The following is a 23,057-nucleotide window of genomic DNA, read 5'->3' as shown; positions in this document are numbered from 1 at the left end:
CGTGTCAGGCCTGGTCGGAGGCGTCACCGTAGACGTTGTCGGGGCTGACCACCCGGGTGATGGCCCGGCCGAGCAGGGTGCTGGGGTTCTCGCCGTTCGAGGGGATGTCCGTGTTGAGCAGGATCACCATCGTCGCCTTCTGGGCGGGCAGGTAGACCGTCAGGCTCTGGTAGCCGGGCAGGGAGCCCGCGTGGCCGATCCACCCGTGGTTGATGTCGATGCCCAGCCCGTAGGCGTCGCCCGGCGCGCCGGTGGGCTGCGCGTCGAGGCGCTCCGCCTGGGTCTTCGGGGACAGTAGGCCGCCGGTCGCGACGTTCTCCGCCCAGGAGCGCATGTCGTCGAGGTCCGAGATCATCGCGCCGGCTGCCCAGCCCCAGCTCGGGTTGAAGTCCGTGGCGTCCGCCACCGTGCCGTCCGGCGTCATGTCGGTGTAGCCGTGGGCGTGCGGCAGCGGGAACTCCGCCGCCACCGGCAGGAAGGTGTGGTCCAGACCGCTCGGCCGCGTGATCAGGTCCCGGATCACGTCCCGCAAGGGGCGGTGGGTGACCTTCTCGACGACCAGGCCGAGCAGCACGGTGTTGGTGTTGGAGTAGTCGAACTGCGTGCCGGGCGGGAACTGGTTGGGATGCTCGAAAGCGATGTCGAGCAGCTCGTTCGGCGACCACTGGCGATGCGGCTCGGTCGTCAGCAGGTGCTGGAAACCCGCGTCCTTGCTGTAGGCGAACAGGCCGCTGCGCATGTCCGCGAGCTGACGCAGCGTGATGTGCTCTCCGTCGGGCACCCCGTCGACGTACCCGGAGATCGGGTCGTCCAGGCCGACCTCGCCGCGGTCGACGAGCTGGAGCAGCGCGGTGACGGTGAAGGTCTTGGTCTCGCTGCCGATCCGCATGTTGAGGTCGGTTCGCATCGGGGCGCAGTCGCTCGTGTCCGCGACGCCGAAGGCCCGTACGTAGCGCGGCTGTCCGGGCTTCCAGACGCCCACGATCACGCCGGGGACACCGGCGTCGGCGGCCGTCTGCCGGATCACCCGGTCCAGCTTCGCCGCGGTCGCTTCCCAGGACTGCGACGCGGCGGCCGGTTCCCTGGGGACCGGTACGGCCGCCGCGGGCGCGGCGATCGCGGGCAGGGAGGCTGCCAGGCAGGCAGAGATGGTCGTCACGGTGCGCAGCAGGGCAGATCGGCCCGTTCGGATAGGCATACGCCCCTGGATAGGTCGTTCCAGGCTTCTGCCCGCGGCACCGCACCGGCCCCCTGCGGACATTCATCCGAATGCCGTCGGGATCCCCGTGCATCGGGATCGCGGTGCGTCGGGATCGCCGTGCAGCGGACCCCGACGGTGTCAGCGCGTGATGCGGTCGATCACCAAGCGCTCGAAGAGGTCCTCGGGCAGTTCGTCCTGGTACTGCTCGACCGAGCGATGCGCCGCGGCCGGGTCGCCGTGCCAGCGGCTGATGACGTCCTCGTTGAAGTCGATCAGCCGACGCACGTCGTCCGGGGTCAGCTCGGGGTGGAACTGGCATCCGAAGACCCGCTCGCCGTAGCTCAGCGCCTGGACGGAGGTGTGCTCGTTGCGGTACTCGATCCGCACGCCGTGCACTTCCTCGATCTGCGGACTGATCGCCTGGTAGTGGAACGACGGCACGACGCCGACGCCCCGGCGGTCGCCGACCCGGTTCACCTCGGTCAGGCCGACCTCGATGCCCGAGGTGTCGATGATCGAACCCGGACGCAACGCCTCGGCGATCAGCTGCGAGCCCAGGCACACGCCGACCACCGCGGGGCCGGTGTCGCCGTCACGCCCGTTCGCGTCGGCGACGAGTTCCCCCATCAGCTTGACGGTCGCGCGCATCCACGCGGCGTCGGAGTGCACCGAGGTCTGGCCTCCGGTGAACACGTACGCCAAGGCCGGCTGTTGCCGTCGCGCGGTCAGCTCGGCCGCCTCGGTCACCAGGTCCAGGCGGCCGCAGCTCAGGCCGGCCCGGGTCAGCCGCTGCTCGATCCGGTCGGCGTAGTCGAGACCGTCGTAGATCAGCCCGTCCGCGACGCAGATCTGCACGTCCACCGGCACGATCCCCACCCCTCTTACTCGAAGAACCTCGACCACAGGTTGAGGGCCGAGTCGACGCACTGGACGAAGCTCAGGATAGCCACGATCGTCACTGCGAGGTTGACCTTCGTCACCCGGCGCAGCTGGTCGTGCTCCAGTTTGCGTTCCACCGCGCGCCGCGCCATGTCGAGCAGGGTGTCGGTGCGCTCGCGCACCTTTTCGGTCTCCCACGCCTCCAGGACACTGTCGCGCAGCTTGAGCACGTGGAAGTCGTAGCTGAACGTGGGCCGCACCAGCGCCTGGTAGTCGGCGCGCAGCCGTCGTTCCAGCGAGATGAGCAGTTCGGGGTCCTCGTTCAGTGCCATTTCGCGGACGATCCGTTCCGCGGCACTGGCGGAGCGTTCGAGCCGGGCGTAGTGCACGTTCAACTGACCGAGAAGGTGCTCGAGTTGGTCGAGCGTCTCGCCGGGGCCGTCCCGGGAGGCCAGCAGGAAGAAGGCGTATCCGGGGTAGAAGAACTCCTGCGGCCACGTCGATTCGGAGGGGATCGGTGCGGCGGAGCGGGGGTAGATCAGGTGCCGCAGCGCATCGGAGAGGGTCGCCCGGCCGGGTGCCGGGTGGGTGGTCCAGCCCGCGTAGGTGAGGTTGAAGTAGGGCAGGACCGTGGGACACGGCGGCCCCTGTCGGCACCGGTCGGACATCGCGGTGAGGGCCGGCAGCAGCTCGTCCCTGATACGCGTGGTCAGGTCGTCGCGGCCCTTCGGCCCGAAGCCGTCGATGAGCTGCTCCCGCTGCCTCCCGGTCCACCCCTCGACGACGCGCATGTGCACGGCCACCGACCCGTAGCCGTCCGGGAACAGGATGCCGGTGACATGCAGCTCCACCGGTAGCGCCGTCGTCTCCCGCACGATCGCCGTCAGCCGCGCGTCGAACTCCTCCGACCCGGCGAAGTGGGTGAGCAGGTCGACCGGCGGATTGCCGAAGGTGAGCGAGCCGCGCAGGAACTGGTCCAGGGACCGGTGCACCAGCGTGAGGCGCCCCTGCGGATCGAGTCGGCCGTCCGCCGGAACTGCGAAGTCCGGAGAGTCCGCGAGCGAGACCGGCCCGGGGAAGAAGGGCCCGGTCAGCAGGAGCAGGGCGTCGCCGCAGAAGTCGACGCCCGGCTCCGCAGGCGGCGGCGCGGCAGGCTCACGCGGATGCGGTATCAGCACTCCGCCCGGTAGTCCGGCCTTGTCCGGGACAGGTCCAGCGCCGTCCATGCGACCGCCCCCCAACGAATCGGGCATCTCCAGCCTTTGCCGACTTCCGAGCTCCCCGTGACAGGCGTCCGGCGCACCGTCCTGTTCGGAGCTCCGCTTCCGATTCACCCTGGCAGGCTGCCCCCGACGGCGAACACGCACATCAGTCTGCGCGGGGAGTTCTGACAGCGCATCCGGCTCGACGCAAGAAGGCGCCGGGATTCCGGTTCGCGGGTCGGAACCCCTCCGCTCCGCTCCGGGCGCCCTTCCCCCCGCGAGCGCCCCGGCGCATGCTGATGCCGGGCCGGACAACGGCGTCCCGCCCGCGGAGGGGGGCCGGTATGGACTACGAGGACCTGTTCGCACGCATCAACGACGCAGTTCGCCCCGTCCTGGCCGAGGGAACCGTCGCCCAGTACATCCCGGCCCTCGCCGCCGTCGACCCCCACCGGTTCGGCCTCGCGATCGCGGACACCCACACCCGCAAACCGCCGCGCGGCACCGGGGACTGGCAGGTCCCGTTCTCCATCCAGTCCATCTCCAAGGTGTTCACCCTCGCCCTGGTCCTGGCCAGCGACGGCGACTCGCTGTGGACCCGGGTGGGGAAGGAACCCTCCGGGTCACCCTTCAACTCCCTTGCCCAGCTGGAGCGGGAGAACGCGATCCCGCGCAACCCGTTCGTCAACGCCGGCGCGCTGGTGACCACCGACCGGCTGCTCACCCTCACCGGGGACGCCCGGGGCACCCTGCGCGAGTTCCTCCGCACCGAGAGCGGCAACCCCCGCATCGACTTCGACGCCCAGGTCGCCTGGAGCGAGAGCCAGCACGGACACCGCAACGCCGCGCTCGCCCACCTGCTGGCCGACCACGGCCGTCTCGACAACCCCGTCCCGGACGTCCTCGACCACTACTTCTGGCAGTGCGCCCTCAGCATGAGCTGCCGCGACCTCGCCCTCGCCGCAGGGTTCCTGGCCCGGCACGGCCTCCGGGCCGACGGCACCCGGCTGCTCACCCGCAGCGAGGCCAAGCGGATCAACGCCGTCATGCTGATCGGCGGCACCTACGACGCCGCGGGCGAGTTCGCGCACCGCGTCGGCCTGCCCGCCAAGAGCGGCATCGGCGGCGGCATACTGGCCGTCATCCCGGGGCGCGGAACGCTCTGCACCTGGGGGCCGGCCCTCGACACTCACGGCAACTCGATCGCGGGCATCACCGCGCTCGACGCCTTCACCACCCACACCGGCTGGTCCATCTTCTGACCGGCGGTGCCGGCCCGGGTGCCCGGACCGGCCGTGCCTGGACCGGCCGGGGCCGCCGGCCGCCGTGCGGTCCGAGCAGCCTCACGCCTCTTCCGCGGGGACGGCCTGCCGTGTTGCGTAGCGGTTGCGCATCGCGTCGCTCGCCGCGGGACCTGCGGCGAAGACATAGGTGCCGCTGTCGTCGAGTCGGCGGCCGGTCCTGGCGTCGACGACGACGGGCTCGACCTCCTCGCCGCTGCGTGCGTCGATGAGGATCATGCTGCGCTCGGCCGGTGCGAGACGGGAGTTGCCCCAAGCGGCCAGGGCGACGATCACCGGGCGCAGGGAGTGCCCGAGTTCGGTGAGGACGTACTCGTGGCGTACCGGGTTGGTCTGGTAGGGCCGGCGCTCCAGGAGTCCGTCCGCGACGAGCGTCTTCAGCCGGGTGGTGAGCATGCTGGAGGAGATGCCCAGGCTCTCCTGGAACTGGTCGAAGCGGGTGTAGCCGTCGAAGGCGTCGTGGAGGATCAGCAGTGTCCACCACTCGCCGACGTGTTCCACCGTCGTGGACAGCGGGCACTCCCGGTCCTCCAGCCTGATCCGGCTTGCCACGGCGACCATCTCCTCGGTTACTGCTAAAGTAGAAGTCAGTAGCTTCTATTTTAGCAGTAACATCTAGGGAACGGAGCACACCGTGACCACGTCCATCAGCGAATCGCTCGAAGGCCGACGCGCTCTGGTCACCGGCGGCACCAAGGGCACCGGAGCCGCCATCGCCCGACGGCTCGCCGAGGCCGGCGCGACCGTGCTGGTCACCGCCCGCACCCGCCCCGACGACGCCGACGAGAAGGCATTCATCACCGCCGACTTGTCCACCGCCCAGGGCGCGGCCCACGTCGCCGCCGAGGTGGATGCCCGCGTGGGAGGCGTCGACATCCTGGTCAACACCCTCGGCGGTTCCGAGGCACCGGCCGGAGGGTTCGCGGCGCTCGGCGAGGACGACTGGGCCAGGGAGCTGAACACGAACCTGCTGGCCGCCGTCCGCCTGGACCGCGCACTCCTGCCGCACATGATCGCCACGGGCAAGGGCGCGGTCGTGCACGTCACCTCGATCCAGCGCCGCATGCCGCTGTGGAACGGCACCCTGGCCTACGCAGCCGCCAAGGCCGCCCTGACCACCTACAGCAAGGGCCTGGCCAACGAGGTCGCCCCGCACGGCGTCCGCGTCAACACCGTCTCGCCCGGCTTCATCCAGACCTCGGCCGCCGACGGCCTCGTCGCCCGGATCGCCCACGACGCGGACATCACCCAGGAAGCGGCGCTGGGCCGGCTGATGGACTCCCTGGGCGGCATCCCGCTCGGCCGTCCCAACCGGCCCGAGGAGGTCGCCGAACTCGTCGCCTTCCTCGTCTCCGACCGCGCCTCGGCCATCGTCGGCGCCGAACACGTCATCGACGGCGGCACCACCCCGACCGTCTGAACCCGCCCACCGTCCGAACCCGCTCACCGTCCGAACCCGCCCACCGTCCGAACCCGCCACCACCCCGAGGATCGTCATGCACGACAACCAGCCGCGAACCAGCACCCCGGACGTCCTGCCCGAGGTCATCACCCGCTACCTCGAAGCACACGGCGCCCACGACACCGCCACCGCGATCACGGCGTTCACCGGCGGAGCCACCGTGATCGACGACGGCAACACCTACCAGGGCACCGAGGAGATCGAGGGGTGGCTCGGCCGATCCGCCACCCAGTTCACCTACACCATCCAGCTCACGGACGCCGAGCAGACCGACGCGACCCACTACATCGCCACCCACCATCTCGAAGGCGACTTTCCCGGCGGCACCGTCGATCTGCGCTACCGGTTCACCCTCCGCGACGACCTCATCGAACGCCTCGTCATCGAGCCCTGAGTCCGCTCACCTGCTGCCACCGGCCCGTGCCGCTCGCGGTCCGCGGTGCTTGGTGTCCGCGCCGCGTCAGACCTGGTTGTTCCACATCCGGAACATCGCGCAGCTGCCCTGGTCGTCGAAGGTCACCGTCCAGAGGTTGGCGAAGGTGCCGAGCTCCGCGTAGACGCCGGTGCCCCTGATCGCGGCCGTGTCCCCGTTGATCAGGAGAATCGACCACTCGAAGTCCCAGCCGCCCTGCTGCCACACCTCCCGGGACTGCCAGCCCTTCACGATCTCCGCGCGGCCGATCCAGTCGGTCTCGTACGGCCACTCGTGGTACTCCGCGTCGGCGCGGAACAGGGCCGCGATGTCGTCGGGAGCGTTGCTGCGCCAGGCCCGCACGTACGCCTTGACCCAGGCGTCGACCTGCTGTTCGGTCGGCATCGCCGGCCTCCTTCGATGTCGTCGGTTCACGCCCGGGTCTCAGGCCGAGGCTGCGGGGGAGAGGGAGGGGGAGGGGGCGGTGGCGCGGCGGAGGGTGACGGTCTGCGGCGCGGTGTATTCGAGCAGCCCCTCGGCGCCGCTCTCCGAGCCGAGCCCGGACTGCTTGTGGCCCGCGAAGGTGACGAGCGGGGTGAGGTGCTGGACCTCGTTGATCCACACCGTGCCGGCCCGCAGACGCCGCCCGACGGCCAGGGCCGCCTCCGGGTCGGACGACCAGACGGAGGCACCGAGCCCGTACTCGCTCGCGTTCGCCCGGGCGACGGCGTCCTCGACGTCGTCGAAGCGGAGCACCGGCAGGACCGGCCCGAACTGCTCCTCCTGGACGATCCGCGAGGACTCCGGGGGATCATCCACGAGCGTCGGCGCCACGAAGTAGCCCGGCCCCTCCCCGGCCCGGCCGCCGGTGGCGAAGCGGTGGCCCTGGGCGTGGGAGTCCCGGAGGAGGTCGAGGACCCGCTCGTACTGCGGGCGGTTCTGCACCGGGCCGAGCCGCACGCCCGGCTCGGTGCCGCGGCCGACCCGCACGGTGGCGGCGTAGGCGGCCAGCGCCCGCAGGAGCGGCTGGTGGACGTCGCGGTGGACGTACAGCCGCTTGATCGCCAGGCACACCTGGCCGCTGTTGGCGAAGGCGCCCCAGAACAGCTTCTCCGCCACGGCGGGCACATCGACGTCCGGCAGGACGATGGCCGCATCGTTGCCGCCCAGTTCCAGGGTCACCCGGGTCAGCGTGGGCGCCGCGCCGGCCATCACCTGGCGGCCGGTCCGGGTGGAGCCGGTGTAGCTGATCATGTCGATGCCGGGGTGCGCGGTCATCCACGGCCCCAGCTCGGCGCCGCCCGAGACGACGTTCAGCACACCGGGCGGCAGCACCTCGCGCAGCAGCTCGCCGACCTTCAACGTGACCAGCGGGGTGAACGGGGAGGGCTTCCACACCACGGTGTTGCCCGCCAGCAGCGCCGGGGCGAGCTTGAACCCCGCGTTGCCCAGCGGGTAGTTCCACGGCACGATCGCGCCCACCACCCCCAGCGGCACCCGGCGGGTCACCGAGAGCCGCTCCGCGCTGTCCTCGTTCACCGTCTCCGGCAGCGACAGCGCCGCCGTCCCCCGCAGCCAGTACCCGAACCCGAGGATCTCCGCGGCGGCGTCGTCCAACGACTTGCCCTGCTCCCGGGTGAGAAGCCGCTTGAGCGGTTCCAGCTGTGCCTCGACGGCGTCGGCGACCGCCAGGACGAGCCTGCGCCGGTCCTCCAACGGTGTCGCCGACCAGCCGGGCAGGGCCGCCCGGGCCGCCGCCACCGCCTGGTCGAGCTGTTCGGGCGAGCAGACCGGCGCCCCGGCCACGACCGTCTCGTCGGCCGGGTCGAGGACCTCGTAGGACGCCGCACCCGCCACCGCCCGGCCGGCGACGGTCATGGTGAAGTCGGTGAAGGCACTGGTGTCCATGGTGGTTCTCCTGGCACGACGATCGGTGGGTGTGTGCCCGCCTTCGGGGCGGACGTCCGGCCCGGGTGCGCCTGCGGTCGCGGACCGGCACACCACCGACTATCGGCACCTCGCCGCCCGCCAGGAAGGCCGGGCCTGCCTAGGAGTGCCACACCCAGGAACAGCCGTCCGAACCACACCGCGACCGTGCTAGCCGAAGCTGGCGAGCCGGTGGCCCGAGGCCATCGGCGCACCGGCCGTCGGGCCCCTCGCGCACCACCGCCGACAGCCCGGGCAGCGGCGTACGATGCGAAGCATGAGTGGCCACGAGCTGGGCGCGTTCCTGCGGGCACGCCGCTCCCAGGTGACGCCCGCCGACGTGGGCCTGCCCGCCTCCGGCTCCCGCCGGGTCGCGGGCCTGCGACGCGAGGAGGTCGCCGTCCTGGCCGGCGTCAGCGCCGACTACTACGCCCGCCTGGAACAGGGCCGCGAGACCAACCCCTCCGGCCAGGTGATCGACGCCATCGCCGGCGCCCTGCGCCTGGGCACCGACGCCCGCTGGCACGCCTACCGCCTGGCCGGCCTGCTGCCCAAGTCAGCACCCGCCCACCCCCACGACCAGGTGCACCCGGCCCTCCTCCAGCTCATGGACGCCTTCCCCACCGCCGTGGCCTACGTCATCAACCGCCGCCTGGACGTCCTCGCCTCCAACTCCCTTGCCGGCGCCCTGCTCTCACCCCTGGCCGACCCCCACCGCATGGTGCGCTCCCTCTTCCACGACCCCGCCGCCCGCGAACTCTTCGCCGACTGGCACAGCGTCGCCCGCGACACCGTCGAAGCACTTCGCCTGGCCGCCGGACACGACCGCCACGACCCCGAACTCGCCGCGACAGTGCGCGAACTGATCGCCGACAGCCCGGAGTTCGCCGCCCTGTGGCGAGACCACAGCGTCAGCGGCCTGGGTCGCAAGACCAAGGTCTTCAACCACCCCGACGTCGGCCGCATCACCCTCACCTACCAGGCGTTCGACGTGCAGGCCGCCGACGGCCAGTACCTGCTGGTCGGCACCGCCGAGCCGGGCAGCACCGACGCCGACTCCCTGGCACTCCTCGGCTCCCTCCACGCGGCCGGACGCCGGGACGACGCACGACCCGCCGGCGGCTGACCGTCGAGAACGCAACCGGCGGGTTTCGCCGGTGAAGCAACTGCCGCTGGCCACGCTGGACGGACGGCTTGAGGGCGTACGCATCGCGCGGCTTGTCGTAGCTGTACGCCCCGTACTGGCGGGCGTGCACTCCCGTAATCAGCCGGTGAGTTCGGCCGGCGCCTGGCTGCAATTCCAGCCCTGTGCGGCGGCCTGGTTCACGGGCGACCGCACCCCGACCCGCAGCCGTGCCGGATCGTATGGGCGCCGTAGCCTCATCGGCAAGTCGGGGGGCGGAGAGGGCGGTTCGGTGGCGGCGGCGCGTGGCGGGAGGCCGGACCGACGGTGCGTCAGCTGCCGCCACCGGATCGTGTACGGAGCCTCATTGGGGGACAAGTCCGCAAGTGATCGGATTTGATCGGAAAGCTTTCGCACGGCAGGCTCGGTGCGCACAGTGGTGAGTCAGCCACGGTCCGCCACGGAGGGGAGCCGCATGTCCGGGACCGAACACCGCAAACCGACCGCGCACGTCGTCGTGGGGTACACCCCCGAGGAAGGGTTCGTAGCCGTCCAACTCAACCCGCCGCCGGCGGAGTACGTGTGGCACGACCGCCAGGCCGAGCACCGGCAGGAGCGGTTCGGCCCGGGGAACGGCTACCAGCAGTGGCTGGCCGTCGACCTCTCCACCGGCGCCGTGTGGTTCGGCGACTCCGACTGGCGGACGCAGGAGGACGGTTCCGCCGCCGAGCTCCCGGGACGTCGCCGGTGCGAGGCCGGAGACGGGGCCCTGCCCTCACCGGCCGTCCTCGTCCACCCGCTCACCCACAGCGCCACCGACGGGCAGGGCACGTCGACCTGGCGCTTCTTCACCGCCGAGGAGCTGTACGCCCTGGCCGGGCGCCTACTGCCCACGGTCCAGCGGGTGGTCGACTCCCTGCACCGGGTGGGGCCGGCCGCCGACCTCGAATGGTCCGCCGAGGCCGCCACGGCCTGGGCCGATCTCGAACAGGCCTGCCGCTACACCTCCGACGCGACGGGAGCGGTGACCTGGCCCGAACCCCGTACGAGCCGGGTCCGCGCGACGCGGGTCGAGGTGGCGGACTTCCTCGCCCGGAACCCGGAGTTGTGCGATCCGTCCTGGTCCACGGCCACCGACGCGGAGCTGGACGCCTACGCCGCCTATGAACCCGCCTCCGGCTACGGCGGCGTACCGGGGCGGATGTGCGCTCCGGCGAACGTCCGGATCGAGGAGGGCTACACGTTCTACGGCCACCGCGCGGCCCTGTACGCCTACCGCGCGGCGGCTTGCGGGGACCGTACGCCGGTCGAAGCCGGGACGTGGTTCAGCACCAGCGAGGCCGGCCGGGCCAGTTGGGAGGCGGCCAGGGTCATGGGAGCGAGCCTCGCCGACGCCCCGGACTGCGTGCTGGGCCACCTCGCCGACACCTTCCGCAGCGCGGCGGAGAACGACGGCGTGGTCCTCACCGGGCTGAACGACCACCTGTGGAAACAGCGGGCCGAGGAGCGTGCGGCCGTCGACGAGACGCTCGCCGCCACCGGCGAGGAGCTGGCGCGGCTGGAGGAGATGGTCAAGGAGCTCCGCCGTGCCCGCAACACGGTCCTGACCCGGGTCCTCAACTGGACCGACGGGCGGGACGACGAGGAGATCGCCCGGCTGGCCGCGACCTCCCCGACGGCCGTCGCCCAGTGGCGGGAGCGGCTCACCGCGAACCCGGGCGGCCAGCCGGAGTAGCGGGGCCGCAGCAGCAGCCGGAGGCAGGCGGCAGGCGGCAGGCGGCAGGCGGCCGTGGGGCGGGAACGGGGGAGGGGCGGGAACGGGGGAGGGGCGCGTCCGGTCCGCCGGTTGCGCCTCACGAGAGGGCGGCCAGCGCCTGCTCCGCGAGCATCTGCTCCAGCGCCAGCAGAGCGCGCGGGGCGTGCCGGGTGTCGATGCGGACGGCGTAGATGAACCGCATCAGCTCCGGGTCCGCCAGCGGGCGGGCCACGACCTGGGTGGCACCCCGGGGGAGCGCGAGTTGTGGCATCACGGCGACGCACAGGCCCGCGGCCACGAAGCCCAGCACGGTGTTGAAGTCGTCGCCCTCGTACGCCAGTCGGGCCTGGAAGCCCGACGTCTTGGCGATCTGGGCGAGCAGTTCCAGGCGCAGCGCCGCCTCCGGGGCCGCGATCCAGGTCTCGGCGGCGAGGCCGGCCAGGTCGATGACGTCCCGGTCGGCGAGGTGGTGGCCGGCCGGGACCACCGCCACGACCGGATCCCGTGCGACCAGCGTCCGGCGCAGCGTCCGGGGCGGCGGCAGGGGTATGAAGTCGTAGTCGTAGCTGAGGGCCAGGTCCATGTCTCCCCGCTTCAGGCGGCCGTAGCCCGCTTCGGGCTCCACCTGGGAGAGGCTGACCTGCACGTCGGGGTAGACCGTGTGCAACTGCGCCAGCGCCTTCGGGACGATGCCGGCCGCGGCGGAGGCGAAGGCGCCGAGCCGGATCCGTCCGGCCGTGCCGGCGCGCATGGCGTCGAGTTCCACGGCCGCCGCCGCCAGGGCGCTCCGGACCCCCTGCTCGGCGTCGAGCAGGACCTGGCCCGCCGGGGTCGGCCGCACGGGCCGGCGTTCGAGCACCCTGAGACCCGCCCGGCGTTCCAGTTCGGCGATCTGCTGCGAGACGGCGGGCGCGCTGTACCCCAGCTCACGGGCGGCGGCGGTGAAGGAACCGTGGCGGACCACGGCTTCGAGGGTGGCGAGCAGGCGGGGGTCCAGTCTCTGCATGGAGTTAAGGCTCACTTATCTGTCGCGAAGACATCTTTTGTTGTGCTTAAGGATGAACGGCAGCAGGATTCTTGCTTGCGGCCCGGATGCGCAAGCCTCCGCTCCCGCGACGTGGCCGATCGCTCGCCACCGCGGGCGCCTCCGAGCGCCGCCGTGCCGTGCACCCCCTCCTTCGCGGCCCACCCGCCGCACACCTGTGCCGCCGGTGGGCCGCGGAGGAGACGGCCGTCGACGACCGGCCCCAGCCCTGGAAGGAAGTGGTATGCGCAAGCCACTCATCGGACTCACCACCTACCTCGCCGACGCACGGTGGGGGGAGTGGGAGTTGCCCGCCGTGTTGCTGCCCGCGGCGTACACCAGCTGCCTCCGGGCAGCGGGCGGCCGCGCCGTCCTGTTGCCGCCGGACGCGCCGGAGGCCGCGGCCGATGTGGTCGAGAACCTGGACGCGATCATCCTGACCAGTGGCGAGGACCTGGATCCCGCGCTGTACGGAGCGAAGCCCCACACCTGCACCGGGCCGCCGGTCCCCGAACGCGACCGGTGGGAACAGGCCGTGCTGGCCGCCGGACTCGCCCGTGACATGCCGGTGCTAGGGGTCTGCCGGGGGATGCAGCTGATGAACGTGCACGCGGGTGGCACCCTGGTCCAGCACCTGCCCGAGAAGGTGGGGCACCACGGCCACAACCCGTACGGGGGGCACTTCGCCCCCCATCCCGTCACCACGGTGCCCGGGACCCGGCTCGGCGCACTCCTGCCGGGCACCAGCAGGGTCGCCACCCACCACCACCAGGCGGTGGACTCCCTCGGCGCCGGGCTGATGGTCTCCGCCCGTGCGGCGGACGGGACCATCGAGGCGATCGAGAGCACCCGGCACCGCTTCGCCGTGGGCGTTCAGTGGCACCCGGAGGTGGCCTTCGAGCCGGCCGTGGTGCACGCGCTGGTGGCCGCGGCCAGGCCGGGCGGCGAGGCGGTGTCCGCCGCCGGTCAGGAGCCGCGAACGGCGCGCCGGTCGAGCGGAGTTGTCATGCCGACGCCGGGGCGCATGACCCACAACCTCGAAACCCGCTGATCACGGTCGAGGCTTCGAGGTCAGGAGCGAGCTTGTCGCTTCCCGAAGGATCCCCACCGCCCGGGGCCGGGCGTTTCACGCTGGGGGCTGCATCCGGTACCCGACTCCGCGCACGGTGTGGATCAGTGGTGGACCGCCGAGCTTGCGGCGAAGCTGGGAGACCACGACGTCCACCACGTTGGAGGTCGGTTCGGTGAGGAAGAGCACCGGGATGGTCCGGCCCTCCCGCCGCATCTGGCGCACATAGGCCACGGCGTCGCCGGACGGCAGCATTCGGTCGAGCACGACGCAGTCGTACGCGGTGGAACGGAGCGCCTGATCGGCCGCGGGGAGGTCGGCGGCGGCGTCGACGGCCAGAGCGGCTCCGCGCAGCGCGGCGGCCAGGGCGAAGCGCTGGTCGCCGTCGTCCTCGACTACCAGGATGCGCATGTCGGCCTCAGCGGCGGCGGCATCAGCGGCAGCGGCCGACGACGACCGGCCGCCGTGAGGGCGATGGCGCTGCCGGAGTTCGGGACGGAGGCGCGGCTCGGCGAACCGGCGGTGCGGTCCGTTCCGCCGGCACGGGTTGCGGGTGCAGGTGCTGCTGCCGGAGGGTGTCCGGCGGGGCTTCCCACCCGTGATCTCCGCATCGCTCTGCCTCCGTCCGATTCCGTCGTGCGCGTGCGTCCGGGAACGGCCGAGGATTCGACGAGGGCGTGACCCGGCGGGTGAGACGGGGTGGGGCCGGCCCGGGGGAGCCGGCCCCACCCCGCGCCGACGGGAACGCCATCGGACCGGTTCCGCAGTACGGGCGGGGTGGTCGGGGCGGGGTGCGGTGATCCGCAGGCGCGCCCGGCGGCGCCCTGCCCGACTCCCGGACGTGCTGTGAAGCCGACGGCATCGTCGCGCAGTGACCCTGAGGATTTCGTGAGGAGACCGCGCACCGGGTCGCGCTCTTACGCGGAGCTCATGATTCCGCAGACGGCTTTCGGCCGTCCCCGAACGCACGTCCGACGCGGCCCGAATCCCGCCCGGATCGAACCAAGTCCGTTGGCACAGAAGTGGTTTGCCTGCCGATCGAGACCGTCTCACCGGCCGTGGGGGAGCGTGTGCCGTTGGCGGAAAGGGGTTGATGCGCCCGAACGGGCCTTGAGCGCGGTGCGATGCGGCAACCAGAGTGGCCGCCGCCGCGAAGCGCGCTCGTTCCGACGCCCCGCGCTTCCTCACTGGGCATCAACCATTTCTTGCCGGCACCGAACCTCGGGAGTAATCGTGGCCACGACCATGCGCGCTGGGCTGCGCGCCGTCACCTTCGTATCCTCGGTGGCACTCGCCGCCGGGATCGCCTTCGCGGGCGGCGGTGTGGCCGCTGCGGCCGACGAGCTCCCGGCGGACGCCGTGGGCACGGAGACCACGGAGGTCGTCGAGATCGCCGAGCCGGATCAGGTCCTCCCCGAGGAGGAGGCGACCTTCGGGGAGGGTGATCTGGTCTCGGCGGACGACGCGACGGCGTCGGGTGTCGCCGACGTGCAGGTGGCTGCGGCTGCCCGGCTGCCCTACCTCTGCCGAGCCTCCGTGGACTACCCGCACAACTCGCACACCACCCCGAGCACGATCAACGTGCACTTCGACACCAAGTGCGGCCAGGTGGCCCCGAACCTCTCGACCGAGGGGACGCTGTCGCGCTCCCGCTGGTACGGCTGGGAGCACCTGGCCACTGGCAGGGGCGGCAAGGTGAACACCCGGACCCTGCGCGTGGTGGCTCCCAAGAGGTGTACCAAGGACACCCTGTACCGCTACAAGGGTCAGGCCCGCTTCTACGTGTCCGGGCCGCAGGGCCGCGGCTCGGCCGGCGTCTACAACCAGAACGACACCGAGCTCAAGTGCACCGGCTGACGCACCGGATGGTGAGAGGGGCGGCGGCCTGCGGTGCCGCCGCTCTGCTCGCTTCCTGCGCGGGCTCGCCGGCCGCCGACATGCCGGCCTCCGGATCGTCCACCGCGTCCACGCCCCCCGCCGTGGCCGGACCGGTGCCCGGGCGCGACGGCGGGACCCCTCCGGCCGCACGGGAGGACAGCGGCCGTGACCTGCCGCTGGTGGCGGGCCAGTGGGGCGGCGGCCGACGCAAGGAGCCACCGAGGCGGCTGGAATGGGGGCATCCCGCGGACGCCGGCCTGCGGGCCGACGCGGGACGGCCCGTCAGCGTCATCGTCGCAGGCCCGTCGGCCCCCTCGTACGCGTCCTTCATGCTGCACAGCACGATCGATGCGTCCGGCATCCCGGACGAGGACACCGGGCGGCAGAGGATCCTGGCCTGCGGGAGCGGTATCACCGACCCGGGCTGCCGGATCACCGACAGCGGGAACGGCTCCTACACGATCGAGGCCGTGGGAACCCCGCCGCCGAGCCACCCGTACCGCGTACTGTACGTGCAGTGGGCTCCGAACCGTCCTGGCGCAGAGGAGACTTGGGCCTCATGGCAGCTTCCACTCGGCTAGCCGGTCCACCGGCGGACCGCGAGCGACTGGCCGCCTGGGCACTGTCCCGGATCGCGGCGACGGCCGCCGAGGACGCGCACGTGGACGCTGTGATCGACATCGAGTACGCGGCCCGGGACGCCGAGCCGGACCTCGGCGGCCGGTTCGGCGCCGCCGCCGTGTCGGGCGAGCCCGCGAACCGGCGGCGGGGAGGAACGGAGCGCCTCCGTATCAGGGGAGTCTCCCCACTGCGCCTCCGGGAGGGGGACGGCGACGAGCCCTGGGCCGCCCTGCTCGACCCGGCGCGCCTGATCAGGGGCATCGGGACGGTGACCGAGGCGCGCCGGGAGGGAGAGTGGGTCGAACTCTCCCTCACCCCGCACCCCTTGTTCGCGGACCCCGCCGACCCGTGGCTGCCGCCGGGCGCCCGGGGCCTGACCATCCGGCTCGACCCGGCCACGGGCTTCCTCCGGTCCGCCGCGCTCCACGACGATCAGGGCATCCTGGCGACCGCACGGGTTGACGACCTGAACGTCCGGGACGCGCGGTCCGAAACCGAAGCGGCAAGGACCCTGGCGCGCATGGCCACCACCCTGCTGGAGCCGGCCCTGCTGACCGCGACGGTCCGCAGGGAGGCCGACCCGCACCACGACCTCTCGTTCACACCCGCGCCTTCGGCCCGTTCCTGGACGATCACGTGTGACGGGCGGGCACTGACGGTGACCGGTGACTACGTACCGGACAGGACCAGCCCGGCGGCCGCCCGACTGGCCGAACTGCTCACCCCGGCCCGTATCGTCTCCCACCTGGCACGCGTCAGCGCCACGTCACCGGGAGCCGTCACCGCGACCGTCCGCCCTCTGCGTACCTTCCCCCTCAGCGCCTGGGCCCCGGACTCCACCCTGACGTGCCACCTCACCGTGGACCCGGCCACGGGCGTACTGGTCCGAGCCGAAGCGACCGAGGGTCGGCGTACGGTCTTCCGCCACGCCGTCACCGCCCTGCGCTCCGACGAGTAGCCGCGTCCAGCGCGTCGTGGCGGCTGCGGGCACCCCATGGCCCATCACCTCACGCAGAGCTCGCGGGAGCCCCAGCATTTCATTGGTCCCCCTTGTCTCCGCATGCGCGCAGAACCTCCGACCTCGCCTGACTCGCCTGACTGTCCCCGGCGTCCTGGGCAGACCAATTCCTCAATAGTCTGTCTAGGTATACCTCAAGGTCGGAGTTGAGGTCATGGTCAAGCCCTGGGAGATCCAGGGCGTCTCTCGTCTGATTGATGATCTGTTGTCGATTTTGATATGTAGTATAGCCATTCGGCTCATACTTGGTGAGTGCGCTCTTCATCCAGCCACAGGCCGAATTATTCGTCACTTTTGAAAGGCCCCACGAGAACCCCCCGAACAGCACTATGAATCCTAGTCCTGCAGCCATTAGCTTCCAGACCTCCTTTGCTGGAAGACCGCCCGATCGCCTGGTTGCTTTGCTCTCACCAGCTTGGCCTTCAGGTTCGCTCTGCTCCTGTTCCAGTGTTCTCCGCGTGTTGACAGCGGGCACCCGCCTGACAGGTGATGGTCTATTGAGCAGCATTCTCTCAACCTCTTGTTGCCGCTCGTGCTCTATGGCTGCCCTCAATAAAGCCTGGTGATCCTTCTTCGGTGGTGAGATCTTGGGCTCGGCCTGCATTCCACCGGGGTCCTGGGAGTGAGACGGTTCAGCAAGGAGGACCGAAGCTGTGGAAATGCCGAGCCGCTGTTCGGGCTTCTTCTCAAGCAGCAGACGGACGACCGTCTTGAGCGGGTCGCGGGCCTTCACGAGCGGTGGAGGCTCATCCATCAACACCGCGGACATGGATGCCATTGACGTCTCCCTCCGGAACGGGGAGCTTCCTTCAACGGCTTGGAAGAGCGTGACTCCGAGGGAGAAGAGGTCACTGACCGGCATGTCGGCCCGTCCCCGAATTCGCTCGGGCGCCATGTACTCCGGGGATCCGATGACTGTCCCCGACGCAGTCAGCACCGTGTCGTTCTCGTGCCGGGCGATCCCGAAGTCGGTGAGAAGGATCCTTCCGTCGGAAGCCATCATGACGTTGGCCGGCTTGACGTCGCGGTGCAGGATACCGGCCCGGTGAGCGGCGTCGAGGGCCTCCAGGAGTGCCCTGGCAACCTTGAGCGCCAGGTCGCGGGGCAACGGGCCACGCCGCCTGACGTATTCGTCCAACGAGCAGCCGTTGACCAGTTGCATCACGATCCACGGGCGGCCGGCATCCACGACGACTTCGTGAACGGTCACGATGTTGGGGTGATCGCGGAGCTTCGCGGCGTTTCGGGCCTCACGTGCGGCACGCTTGAGGCGCTCGTTGTACTCCTCCTCGAACTGCGCAGGCGGGAGCCAGATCTCCTTGATCGCTATATCTACGTCAAGGTGCTCGTCGTGGGCCTTCCAGACCCGTCCGAAGCCGCCTGACCCCAGGCTGGAGACCAGCCGGTACTTCCCGCCGATGAGCTGGCCAGGGCTTGCCTCTTGAGCCATCGTCTCCCCCGGGCCCTAGTGACGGCGAGCAGTTGGCTTCGAGCCTACGCAGTGTGCACATAACGGGACCAGACCTCGGCCGAACTCGACAAAGATCAAAATGCAGTCGCCCATGCGATCCTGCGCATTGGGATCGTGGCAGGGACCATCGTGCTGTTGGAGCTGGACCAGGCCCAGGCAGGTCCGGAGGGCGAAGGGCCGGCCGCGCCCCTGGTGACAACTACCTGCGGCAGCCACCCCGGACAGGGCAGGACGGGAACAGGCCGCACGAGCCCAGGTGAGCGGAACAACTCACCCAACCCATGCGGCCCTTCTGCGGCCTTCTCAGGTCACGGCGCGAGCGGAGCCGCGACGCAGGTATCAGGCCGGAACGGACCGGATCACCACCAACGAGCCGTCATAGAAAGGCTGTTGCCGCAGGGCGCCGAACCGGGCGTCCCAAGCTCCGCTGTCCAGGTCGCGCCGCAAATCCGCGGCGAATCGTTCGCGCGACTGCTCGTCGACGAAGCTCCACGCCGAGCACGCCTGTCGGGCACCGGGGTCGAGCAGCATCTCGGGGCGCGCGTAGTACGCCTCGTTGAAGCCGTCGGTGCAGTCGACGGGTATCGGCACCCGGGTCACCGTCGTGTGTCCGCCGAGAGTCTCGGTCAGATCCGCGATCACCGGATAGCGGCGCGCCTCCGTGTCCAACACCTCCGGCGCGTAGTCGTACAGCCAGAAGTCCCGAACGAGATCAGGGTCGCAGGTCAGCACGACGACGGGGCCGCGCGCCACCCGGCGCATCTCGCGCAGCCCTGCCTTGAAGTCGCTCCACTGGTGCACGCTGAAGGTGGTCATCGCCGCGTCGAACACGTCGTCGCCGAACGGCAGGTTCTCGGCCACAGCATCGACGGCGGCCGACAGGTGTGCGGGGCGCTGGGCACGCATCGACGCCGACGGCTCAACCGCCGTCACCTCCAGCGTCGCCGACTCGTACGACCCCGCCCCGGCCCCGACATTGACCACCGTGCGCGCCCCACCCAGGGCGGCGGTGATCGCCTGCTCGATCCTTGCGTCCGGCTGCCGGTAGGTGGCGTACCCGCCGCCTATCGTGCCGTAGTCCGCGTCCCCTGCGCTGCCGTCCACCCCGCGATCGCTCATGATCCAAACCTAGCCACACTGTCAACACCCTCCACTGATCACCCGTCGGCCCAGTACCAGACGTCCCCGAGCAAATTCCCCGAAGTCGTCAGGCCCTTACCGGGATCGCCGCCTTGGAGAACGCCGAACTCGGCGACCTGACCGCCCGCGCGCAGCAGGCCGTCCTGCTCAGCCGCGAGGACGTCTTCCCGGTCCAGGTTGCCGCCGCCGGCTGCCTCTGGAGCAGGATCCCTTCGACCCCCGCACGAGTCGAAGACGGTGGAGGACCGAACTCCACCTCGGCCTGCACACGCTGGCTGCCCGCCTCCCCGGCCTGCGCCTCACCACCAACGCGGACGCCGTCCAGTGGCGCCAAGGTGCCATCACCCGCAGCCCCCTCCATGTACCCGCCACCTGGTGACCCGCCATCCACTGCTCGCGCTGGACCCAGCTCCGACCTTGGAACCGGGAGAACCCGGGTTGGCCTGGCGGCGAGCAATCCGTCGTCCAGACGGACACCACCCGCCCGCCCAAGCTCGGCCAGCCCTTCACCCGCAGGTCGATACGCAGACTCGCCCGACACGGCGCCACCTTCCTGCGCGCCAAGTCGTGCATAGAGTCCGCCGCTCGTTCCCGGGACAGCACCTTGCGCCCCTGTGGCCTACGGTCCGCTCGGATCTCGAAGTCCATCGCACCCCTTGAGCTGGGGTGTTGCAACGAATCCTAGAACCCAAGGTCGCCGGTGGGCCGTCAGGAGTGTTGGCTCACCGGGTCGGATTCGCCGGCGGAGAGGCCGGGGAGGCCGTCGATGCTGGCGCGGTTGTGTCTGGCCCGGTAGGAGCGGGTCTCCTGGACGTCCTGGCGAGCCGCCCAACGGTCGAGGGTGCTGCGCTCCTCGATGAGGGACATCCGGGGGACGCCCCAGCCGCAGGAGTCGGCGATCCGGTCGCAGTCCACCACGATGATCGACCGCACACCGGGATGCGGCCCGAACCTGGCCAGCAGGGCGGGGAACTCGGGATCGTGCAGGGTGACCACGCGCCCGGTCCCGTACAGCCGGACGATGATCGCCCGACGGTCGAAGCTGCAGAACATCAGGGTGATCCGCCCGTTCTCGCGGACGTGGGCGACGGTCTCGATGCCGCTGCCGTCCAGGTCCAGGTAGGCCACCGTGGTGTCGTCGAGCACGGTGAAGGTGTCGGCGTATCCCTTGGGGGAGACGTTGACCCGACCGTCCGCGGTCGGCGCGGTCGCCACGAAGAACATCGGTTGCTGCTCGATGAACGCCCGGGTTGGGGCGTCCAGCTGACGGTAGACATGCCCCACGCCACGGACCCATCGTCGAGATTCGGCAGGATAGTGCGGAAGAGTGCGCGCGAATTCAGCGCCGCGAAATCCCCCGATTTCTGAGAGCTCCTGGGAGTGATTCGGGAACGGCTCCCCGCGACCCCCTCCCGGGCCGCGGCAAGCCTGCCATTCGGTCCTGGGGCCAGGCAACCCCGATCAGTTCCGGTCTTGCATCCTGAGATTTCGAGGGAGGACCAAGTCAGGCAAGTCGACTCAGAGTTGGCTCGCCTCCACCAGATCGCCCCAAGGGTGGGCGAAGCTGCGGGTTTGGCCGGGCACACCTGCTCAGGGCTTCTCGACCTACGAGACATGGTCTAGACAATTGCTCGCGGAGCTTGCTAGCTTCGTAATAGTTGATCACCGGAACGAAGCCTGCCGATGTCCGTTCTCCGGACACCTGCCTCTGTTGTGCGGAGTGCCAGGGCTGTTCCTTCCGAGTCGTCTCCGTCGATTACGTCGTACGTTTCTCCATGCGGGTTCTGGCCTGAATTCGAGGTGCTCAGATGTCGATTCGCGAATCTCACGCCGTTCCCGTGCGTTTCGCCGGCCTCCGGTCCGGTTCGGCGCCGCTCAGCTGGGGCCAGCACGCGATCTGGAAGTCCATCAAATGGCTGGGCGAAGAGGCCCATTACTTCAACATCCCGCGCACCCTGGCGCTTCCGGCCGGGTGTTCGACGGACGAGGTGGTGGCCGCCGTCCGGCAGCTGATCCTCCGTCACGAGGCTTTGCGCAGCACCTTCACCGAGACACCGGCCGGACCGGTGCAGACCGTGGCCGGCGCTGGCGGGGCCGAGGTGGCCGTGTTCGCCGCCGAGGGGCCGGTCCCACGAGAGGAGGCCGCCGAACTGGCCCAGCGCCTCGCCGACGTGTCCTTCGACCATGCCGTCGAGTTCGGCATGCGCTACGCCGTGGTCACGGTCGACGAAGTGCCCAGCTGGGTACTCCTGGTGGTCTCCCACCAGTGCACCGACTTCTTCGGCATCCGGATTCTCGAGGCCGAGTTGCAGACCCTGCTGACCGGCGGCGCGCTCGACCCGGTTGACTGGCATCCGCTGGACCAGGCCCGGTTCCAGCAGGAGGGCGACGGTGCGGCGCGCGGCCGGGCCTCGCTGGACTTCTGGCGCCGGACACTGACCCGGGTGCCCCGCTCGCACTTCGACTTCGCGCAGGCCGGCAGCGACCCGGACGATCCGGAGCGGTTCGTCAGGCTCCGACTGGACTCGCCGGCCGGCGCGGTGGCCGCCGACACGCTCGCCACCCGCTGCCAGGTGAGCACCAGCACCGTGCTGCTGACAGCCGCTGCGGCGGTGATCGCGGCGTACTCCGGTCACGACACGGCCGTGCTCCAGCTCATCGCCGGCAACCGGAACGAGCCCCGGCTGCGGGACATGGTGGGCGCCCAGACCGAGAACGCGCTGTTCGTGCTCAAGCTGGCGGACGGCACCTTCGAGGACGCGGTCCGCCGCTGCTTCCTGCCGGGCATGTCGGCCTACCGGTTCGGTGAGTACCACCCGCCGTCCATGGACGCCGTCCACGCCGAGGTCCGGCTGCACCGCGGCGTCGGGCTCGACCTGTCGTCCTTCTTCAACGACGTGCGGATGAACGACCGCTGGGAGTCGCTGCCGCAGACCGACGGCTCGGCCGCACACCTCGCCGAGCTGGCCGATCGCAGCACGGTTTCCTTCATCGGGGCCTGGCCGCGGCAGGACGCCAAGTACTTCGTCCACGTGCAGTACATGCCCGACACCCTGCACCTGTTCCTCATGGCGGACACCGTCTACCTGCCCCGGCCGGTCGTCGAGCGGCTGCTGAAGGCGATGGAGGCACTGCTGGTCCGCAGCGTGCACGGGGAGGTCAAGGTCCGCGAGGCGGCCGGCGCCGAGCGTGCGCACCGGCCCGACGGCTGGGTCTACGCCGACGCCTGCTGGTTCGACCTGGCCGAGACCGGCCGACTGGTCTCGGCGGCCGCGGACGGCGCCGAGGTGCGGCTGTCCGTCGTGCCGGGTGGGCCGGACCGGCTGGTGGCGGAGCTGACCGCCGCCGAGCCCGCGACCGACCTGCAGGCGCTGCACCGGGCCGTGGTCGCCCTCGTGGCCGAGCGCACCGACGCCATCGCCCCGCACCACTACCGCGTGTTCACGCCCTCCGGCGAGCTGCTTGCCGAGGGTACGGGCCGCCCCTAGGGCGTGTCTGACAATTCGCGTCGGATCAGCGCGCGGCGTTGGGGTGCGTGCATCGCAAGGCGGAGGAGGGAGTCCATGCGGAGCAT

Annotated in this window: 20 protein-coding genes; 9 read left to right on the top strand and 11 right to left on the bottom strand. The window is 70.8% G+C overall.

Going from position 1 to position 23,057, the window contains the following annotated elements; all coding sequences use genetic code 11:
* Positions 1–4 precede the first annotated feature (4 nt).
* From ACIQWA_RS39375 to ACIQWA_RS39365, 3 genes are all read right to left on the bottom strand, one after another.
* Entirely contained in the window at positions 5–1,198 is a 1,194-nt protein-coding gene (locus tag ACIQWA_RS39375) for a serine hydrolase domain-containing protein (RefSeq protein ID WP_402491578.1), read from the bottom strand.
* A gap of 141 nt (positions 1,199–1,339) precedes the next feature.
* Positions 1,340–2,062: a type 1 glutamine amidotransferase gene (locus tag ACIQWA_RS39370; RefSeq protein WP_402491575.1), complete on the bottom strand. Its 723-nt coding sequence runs from the start codon at positions 2,060–2,062 to the stop codon at positions 1,340–1,342.
* A gap of 20 nt (positions 2,063–2,082) precedes the next feature.
* Positions 2,083–3,258: a hypothetical protein gene (locus ACIQWA_RS39365; protein WP_402491573.1), complete on the bottom strand. Its 1,176-nt coding sequence runs from the start codon at positions 3,256–3,258 to the stop codon at positions 2,083–2,085.
* Between the two features lie 368 nt (positions 3,259–3,626).
* Between ACIQWA_RS39365 and ACIQWA_RS39360 the strand changes: the two genes are divergently transcribed.
* Positions 3,627–4,544, top strand: a complete 918-nt coding sequence (locus ACIQWA_RS39360) for a glutaminase (protein ID WP_402491569.1) — start codon at positions 3,627–3,629, stop codon at positions 4,542–4,544.
* Positions 4,545–4,625: 81 nt separating this feature from the next.
* Here the strand turns inward: ACIQWA_RS39360 and ACIQWA_RS39355 are convergent, their stop codons facing one another.
* A complete protein-coding gene (locus tag ACIQWA_RS39355; protein ID WP_402491566.1) occupies positions 4,626–5,144 on the bottom strand; it encodes a winged helix-turn-helix transcriptional regulator in 519 nt (172 codons plus the stop codon).
* 73 nt (positions 5,145–5,217) lie between these two features.
* Between ACIQWA_RS39355 and ACIQWA_RS39350 the strand changes: the two genes are divergently transcribed.
* Both ACIQWA_RS39350 and ACIQWA_RS39345 read left to right on the top strand, forming a co-directional pair.
* Entirely contained in the window at positions 5,218–6,003 is a 786-nt protein-coding gene (locus tag ACIQWA_RS39350) for an SDR family oxidoreductase (RefSeq protein WP_402491563.1), read from the top strand.
* Between the two features lie 76 nt (positions 6,004–6,079).
* Positions 6,080–6,439, top strand: a complete 360-nt coding sequence (locus ACIQWA_RS39345; protein ID WP_402491560.1) for a nuclear transport factor 2 family protein — start codon at positions 6,080–6,082, stop codon at positions 6,437–6,439.
* 66 nt (positions 6,440–6,505) lie between these two features.
* Here the strand turns inward: ACIQWA_RS39345 and ACIQWA_RS39340 are convergent, their stop codons facing one another.
* Positions 6,506–6,862 (bottom strand): nuclear transport factor 2 family protein, encoded by a 357-nt coding sequence (locus ACIQWA_RS39340; RefSeq protein ID WP_402491557.1) that lies wholly within the window; start codon positions 6,860–6,862, stop codon positions 6,506–6,508.
* Between the two features lie 39 nt (positions 6,863–6,901).
* The gene (locus ACIQWA_RS39335) at positions 6,902–8,365 is read right to left on the bottom strand and encodes an aldehyde dehydrogenase family protein (protein ID WP_402491554.1); all 1,464 of its coding nucleotides are present in this window, start codon (positions 8,363–8,365) and stop codon (positions 6,902–6,904) included.
* Between the two features lie 295 nt (positions 8,366–8,660).
* On the opposite strand from ACIQWA_RS39335, the gene ACIQWA_RS39330 reads away from it, so the two are divergent.
* The gene (locus ACIQWA_RS39330) at positions 8,661–9,509 is read left to right on the top strand and encodes a helix-turn-helix domain-containing protein (protein WP_402491551.1); all 849 of its coding nucleotides are present in this window, start codon (positions 8,661–8,663) and stop codon (positions 9,507–9,509) included.
* 472 nt (positions 9,510–9,981) lie between these two features.
* On the top strand, positions 9,982–11,241 hold the full coding sequence (locus ACIQWA_RS39325) for a hypothetical protein (RefSeq protein ID WP_402491548.1): 1,260 nt from the start codon (positions 9,982–9,984) through the stop codon (positions 11,239–11,241).
* Between the two features lie 118 nt (positions 11,242–11,359).
* On the opposite strand, the gene ACIQWA_RS39320 is transcribed toward ACIQWA_RS39325, so the two are convergent.
* Positions 11,360–12,268 (bottom strand): LysR family transcriptional regulator, encoded by a 909-nt coding sequence (locus ACIQWA_RS39320; protein ID WP_402491545.1) that lies wholly within the window; start codon positions 12,266–12,268, stop codon positions 11,360–11,362.
* 262 nt (positions 12,269–12,530) lie between these two features.
* On the opposite strand from ACIQWA_RS39320, the gene ACIQWA_RS39315 reads away from it, so the two are divergent.
* On the top strand, positions 12,531–13,337 hold the full coding sequence (locus ACIQWA_RS39315) for a gamma-glutamyl-gamma-aminobutyrate hydrolase family protein (protein ID WP_402491542.1): 807 nt from the start codon (positions 12,531–12,533) through the stop codon (positions 13,335–13,337).
* A gap of 75 nt (positions 13,338–13,412) precedes the next feature.
* On the opposite strand, the gene ACIQWA_RS39310 is transcribed toward ACIQWA_RS39315, so the two are convergent.
* A complete protein-coding gene (locus ACIQWA_RS39310; RefSeq protein ID WP_402491539.1) occupies positions 13,413–13,766 on the bottom strand; it encodes a DNA-binding response regulator in 354 nt (117 codons plus the stop codon).
* An 822-nt stretch (positions 13,767–14,588) separates the two neighbouring features.
* Here ACIQWA_RS39310 and ACIQWA_RS39305 point away from each other — a divergent pair.
* Entirely contained in the window at positions 14,589–15,212 is a 624-nt protein-coding gene (locus ACIQWA_RS39305) for a hypothetical protein (protein ID WP_402491536.1), read from the top strand.
* 580 nt (positions 15,213–15,792) lie between these two features.
* Positions 15,793–16,812, top strand: coding sequence for a hypothetical protein (locus tag ACIQWA_RS39300; protein WP_402491533.1), 1,020 nt, complete (start codon positions 15,793–15,795; stop codon positions 16,810–16,812).
* Positions 16,813–16,891: 79 nt separating this feature from the next.
* Here the strand turns inward: ACIQWA_RS39300 and ACIQWA_RS39295 are convergent, their stop codons facing one another.
* The 3 genes from ACIQWA_RS39295 to ACIQWA_RS39285 all read right to left on the bottom strand — a co-directional run bounded on the left by ACIQWA_RS39295 (position 16,892) and on the right by ACIQWA_RS39285 (position 20,767).
* On the bottom strand, positions 16,892–18,322 hold the full coding sequence (locus ACIQWA_RS39295; protein ID WP_402491530.1) for a serine/threonine-protein kinase: 1,431 nt from the start codon (positions 18,320–18,322) through the stop codon (positions 16,892–16,894).
* Positions 18,323–18,682: 360 nt separating this feature from the next.
* Entirely contained in the window at positions 18,683–19,462 is a 780-nt protein-coding gene (locus ACIQWA_RS39290) for a class I SAM-dependent methyltransferase (protein WP_402491527.1), read from the bottom strand.
* A gap of 729 nt (positions 19,463–20,191) precedes the next feature.
* Positions 20,192–20,767, bottom strand: a complete 576-nt coding sequence (locus tag ACIQWA_RS39285) for a pyridoxamine 5'-phosphate oxidase family protein (RefSeq protein WP_402491524.1) — start codon at positions 20,765–20,767, stop codon at positions 20,192–20,194.
* A 554-nt stretch (positions 20,768–21,321) separates the two neighbouring features.
* Here ACIQWA_RS39285 and ACIQWA_RS39280 point away from each other — a divergent pair.
* Complete coding sequence (locus ACIQWA_RS39280; protein ID WP_402491521.1) at positions 21,322–22,971, top strand: condensation domain-containing protein; 1,650 nt, start codon at positions 21,322–21,324, stop codon at positions 22,969–22,971.
* Positions 22,972–23,057 lie beyond the last annotated feature (86 nt).

This window comes from Kitasatospora sp. NPDC098652, from assembly GCF_044760155.1.
In the GTDB taxonomy this organism is placed as follows: domain Bacteria; phylum Actinomycetota; class Actinomycetes; order Streptomycetales; family Streptomycetaceae; genus Kitasatospora.
The sequence above is the reverse complement of the archived record's forward strand: the minus strand, read 5'-3'. Positions and strand labels throughout refer to the sequence as shown.

Excerpts from the sequence above, each read along its gene's own strand:
- ACIQWA_RS39375 (WP_402491578.1), bottom strand. The coding sequence starts at position 1,198 with ATGCCTATCCGAACGGGCCGATCTGCCCTGCTGCGCACCGTGACGACC.
- ACIQWA_RS39310 (WP_402491539.1), bottom strand. The coding sequence starts at position 13,766 with ATGCGCATCCTGGTAGTCGAGGACGACGGCGACCAGCGCTTCGCCCTG.
- ACIQWA_RS39345 (WP_402491560.1), top strand. The coding sequence starts at position 6,080 with ATGCACGACAACCAGCCGCGAACCAGCACCCCGGACGTCCTGCCCGAG.
- ACIQWA_RS39330 (WP_402491551.1), top strand. The coding sequence starts at position 8,661 with ATGAGTGGCCACGAGCTGGGCGCGTTCCTGCGGGCACGCCGCTCCCAG.
- ACIQWA_RS39325 (WP_402491548.1), top strand. The coding sequence starts at position 9,982 with ATGTCCGGGACCGAACACCGCAAACCGACCGCGCACGTCGTCGTGGGG.
- ACIQWA_RS39335 (WP_402491554.1), bottom strand. The coding sequence starts at position 8,365 with ATGGACACCAGTGCCTTCACCGACTTCACCATGACCGTCGCCGGCCGG.
- ACIQWA_RS39290 (WP_402491527.1), bottom strand. The coding sequence starts at position 19,462 with ATGAGCGATCGCGGGGTGGACGGCAGCGCAGGGGACGCGGACTACGGC.
- ACIQWA_RS39295 (WP_402491530.1), bottom strand. The coding sequence starts at position 18,322 with ATGGCTCAAGAGGCAAGCCCTGGCCAGCTCATCGGCGGGAAGTACCGG.
- ACIQWA_RS39315 (WP_402491542.1), top strand. The coding sequence starts at position 12,531 with ATGCGCAAGCCACTCATCGGACTCACCACCTACCTCGCCGACGCACGG.
- ACIQWA_RS39340 (WP_402491557.1), bottom strand. The coding sequence starts at position 6,862 with ATGCCGACCGAACAGCAGGTCGACGCCTGGGTCAAGGCGTACGTGCGG.
- ACIQWA_RS39360 (WP_402491569.1), top strand. The coding sequence starts at position 3,627 with ATGGACTACGAGGACCTGTTCGCACGCATCAACGACGCAGTTCGCCCC.
- ACIQWA_RS39300 (WP_402491533.1), top strand. The coding sequence starts at position 15,793 with ATGGCAGCTTCCACTCGGCTAGCCGGTCCACCGGCGGACCGCGAGCGA.
- ACIQWA_RS39320 (WP_402491545.1), bottom strand. The coding sequence starts at position 12,268 with ATGCAGAGACTGGACCCCCGCCTGCTCGCCACCCTCGAAGCCGTGGTC.
- ACIQWA_RS39355 (WP_402491566.1), bottom strand. The coding sequence starts at position 5,144 with ATGGTCGCCGTGGCAAGCCGGATCAGGCTGGAGGACCGGGAGTGCCCG.